The organism is Okeania sp. SIO2B9, assembly GCF_010672505.1.
Classification (GTDB): Bacteria; Cyanobacteriota; Cyanobacteriia; order Cyanobacteriales; family Microcoleaceae; genus Okeania; species Okeania hirsuta.
The window spans coordinates 1-3402 of the sequence record NZ_JAAHGK010000863.1 but is presented as its reverse complement, the minus strand read 5'-3'; the positions used below and the strand labels follow the sequence as shown (position 1 = coordinate 3402).

The 3402-nt window shown below is 38.9% G+C and carries 3 protein-coding genes; 1 reads left to right on the top strand and 2 read right to left on the bottom strand.

Features of this window, described 5'->3' with window-relative positions; all coding sequences use genetic code 11:
• Positions 1–199, bottom strand: a 199-nt coding sequence (locus tag F6K13_RS24650) for a Uma2 family endonuclease (RefSeq protein WP_353735713.1), incomplete at its 3' end; no start/stop codon positions are given.
• 457 nt (positions 200–656) lie between these two features.
• Between F6K13_RS24650 and F6K13_RS24645 the strand changes: the two genes are divergently transcribed.
• Positions 657–1844: an MFS transporter gene (locus F6K13_RS24645; RefSeq protein ID WP_124147734.1), complete on the top strand. Its 1188-nt coding sequence runs from the start codon at positions 657–659 to the stop codon at positions 1842–1844.
• A gap of 57 nt (positions 1845–1901) precedes the next feature.
• Here the strand turns inward: F6K13_RS24645 and F6K13_RS24640 are convergent, their stop codons facing one another.
• Positions 1902–3083 carry a tetratricopeptide repeat protein gene (locus F6K13_RS24640; RefSeq protein WP_124154848.1) on the bottom strand — a complete coding sequence of 394 codons (1182 nt, stop codon included), beginning with the start codon at positions 3081–3083 and terminating at the stop codon, positions 1902–1904.
• Positions 3084–3402 lie beyond the last annotated feature (319 nt).

The window sequence follows — 3402 nt, the reverse complement described above, 5'->3', positions numbered from 1 at the left end:
GAATAAAGTCTTCAGTTAAGCTTAAATCCCGTTCATCACAAGTTACTGCCACATCAGGATAATAATAACAATTAGCTTCTTCTAGTCGAACTTTAATATCGGAAGTAAGTACAATACAGTCATTATCGCGCAGATGAATATTTAGTTCTGTGACTAAGTTACTAGCAATAATAACGTGGGGTTTCTTTGCCCCTACCATTGCATAAATTTTGCCTTGTCTATACTCATGTTTAATCGGATTTTTCGCTCTCCAGCTAAATAGTCTTCTGGAGAAACATAGAATTGATTTTGGTTAGCTATCATTGAGTTTCCCTCTGCTATTTTTACTGTTATATTATATCAATAATTGGAAAGAGCGTATTAATCAGGAGTCAGGAGGGAAGACTTGGCGATCGCCTATTTCCCTCAGATAAAATAGATTTTTTATTACCTAATTTCAACTATTCTCTAAAGATAATTTCTCCATGTCTGATATTATTTGCAAACTAATTTCATCAGATTAAGTCATCTTGAGATAACTTTAGCTATTAGCCAAGGATTGAAATTTTTGGCTTGGCTTGGCTCTAACATTAATCTCCCTATTGCTCCAGAATTGTGTACCTCATCAATTCTAAAACTGCTATGATTCAAAGGTAATATTGAGAATAAATTGCATAATGCAAAATCCTATCGACAGCCAAACTTTCAAACTGAATCGCACCATTCGAGTGCTTGGTCTGGTTAGCTTATTCACCGATCTGGCCAGCAAGATGGTCTATCCTCTGACTCCAGTCTTCCTGACAAGCGTCTTGGGATCTCCTATCTGGACAGTCGGTGTCGTCGAAGGCATTGCAGAAAGTACGGCAAGTATTCTCAAGCTCTATTCCGGCTGGATGTCTGACCGAGTCGGTCAACGTAAACCCTTTGCTGTTGCAGGTTATGGATTGGGGGCAGTGTCCAAACTAGGATTGGCTTTGTCTGGAGTATGGGTTCATGTTTTGACAGCCCGTCTAATAGATCGAGTGGGGAAAGGATTACGAGCTGCTCCCCGTGATGCTTTGATTGCTGAGAACTGCGCTCCCGAACGACGCGGTCAAGCTTTTGGGTTGCATCATAGCCTGGAAACAGTGGGAGAAGTGGTGGGACCGTTCCTGGGAATTCTGTGTTTGCAGCAGTTTGCGGGAAATTATCGGAGTGTGTTTGCGATCGCTCTTTTGCCTGCATTATTAGGAATCGTCTTGCTACTGTTCCTGGTTAAAGAACCTAAACCAACTGCACGAACTGAACAGTTGAAAAAAAGACCGCAATTTACCCTGCGAGGACTTAACCCAATTTATCAACATTACTTATTAGTTATTGGATTGTTTAGCCTGGGTAATTCTTCAGATGCTTTTTTGCTGATTCGGGCGCAGGGTTTAGGATTCAGTGGCACACAGCTTTTGTTGCTCTATGCACTGTTTAACTTGGTTGAAACTTGCCTGGGGTTAGTTGCGGGGCGTTTATCAGATAGAGTCGGTCGGCGACCACTATTAATCACCGGCTATCTAGTCTTTGCAGTTGTCTACCTGGGATTTGCAGTGGTTCAGCAGGCTGGAGCCATCTGGGGTTTGTTTGCTCTTTATGGGCTGTATTCAACATTGACACGAGGGGTGCAGAAAGCATTTGTAGCTGACCTGGTTCATCCAGAACGGCGAGGTGCAGAAATTGGTACGTTTTATATGCTGGTAGGTTTAGCAGCCTTGCCTGCGAGTTTGATTGCAGGCTGGCTCTATGCTCAAGTTTCTCCGGCTGCACCTTTCTATTTGAGTGCAGGGACAGCAGTTGTTGCAGCAATTTTACTCAGTCGTATTAGGCGTTCATCGTAACTGCTCAGGATAGAATAACTCTCAAGCATTTTTTGATCGTAAAATTTCTAAGTACCACTAACAAACTTTTCTCAAATTCTGTTCATTGTAAACGATACCTAAATTATTGAAAATAATTTCCCAGTAGAGAGGATAACTTTCCTTAGTATATACTTCTTGCGCTCTAACAAAACAAGCGATAGCCTGTTCGAGATTATCTTGTCTATCTCCTGTTATCCTATCTAGATAAGCATTTCCCAGATTATTTTGAGTAGTTGCCCAGTCTGTAGGAAACTGTTCGCGAGTACGTACTTTGAGAGCCAAATTATAACAAGCGATCGCCTGTTCAATATTTTCCTGTTGCTCTCCTGCGATCCGATCGTGGTAAGCGCTACCCAGATTATTTTGAATACTCGCCCATTCTTGAGGTAACTTTTCTAGAGTTCTGACTCTTAAAGCTTTCTGATAACAATTAATCGCATTCTCTAAGTTTTCTATTCTTTTCCCCATGCTACGTTGTTGATAGGCATTACCAAGATTATTGTTAGTGCTTGCCCATGCTTCAGGTAATGTAGAGTAAGTCCTAACTTGAAGTGCTTGATAATAGTAAGCGATCGCCAATTCGATATTTTCTTCTGGGTTTCCGACAATGCGTTTATGGTAGCTAGTACCCAAATTATTTTGGATAGTTGCCCAAGTTATCGGAAATTGTTGACGGGATAAGACTTGTAGAGCATTTTCATAGCCTACAATTGCTATTTCTACGTTATTACTTTGATTACCAAAAGGAAATTGTAAAATCAGGTTACTCAAATTAACAACATCTAGAGCAATATTTTGTGCTAATTGAGGCTCCATTTTTTGGATATTTTCTCCAGGCCAAGTTCGCAGCACTGTTAGGAAATTTTGATTCAGCTTATCTTGATTATATTCTAGTACAGAATACACCGCTTCAGGCTTTCCTTCATTCTCTGAGATTACTTGTAAAACTTGCATGAGTAAATTTCGATATATTTCCCGATTTACAGGTTGGGAAGCATATTCTAAGTTAGTCTCTAACATTATCGCCAAATTTTGCAACCATTGAGCATTCAAATTACCAATTCTGTTGTTCATTTTTGCTATTTGTTTCATTACTTGAACTAATTTATGGTCTATCAAGTTTTGATTAGCTTGCAAAATTTTATTTTCATCACCACTAGGGCAAACTAATAAAGATTGAATGAGACCAACATAACTAGAGATATTTTGTTGATTCATGATTTTTTCCTCAGAGCTTTTTTCTAGGCACAATTACTTTGGTGTCTAGTAGACATATTGTTTTTCTATTTGAAATAAATGCTTACCCTGATGAAAAACTTTTATAGCAGTGGCAGGAAAGGGCGCGGAAATATCAAAAGCTTAAAACTCAGACAACGCCAGATTTTTTCTTCTGCTATAAATAATTGAAATATTAATCATTATTGTAGCATCCTGATTTAATTTGTAAACATACCTTTGAAGGAAATACGCAACAAATAATCAAGTATATAAAGATTTCCTGTAGAGAAAGAGCTACATTTTTATTTGCTCATTTTCA

Coding starts and splice junctions, on each gene's coding strand:
- F6K13_RS24645 (WP_124147734.1), top strand. CDS start 657: ATGCAAAATCCTATCGACAGCCAAACTTTCAAACTGAATCGCACCATT.
- F6K13_RS24640 (WP_124154848.1), bottom strand. CDS start 3,083: ATGAATCAACAAAATATCTCTAGTTATGTTGGTCTCATTCAATCTTTA.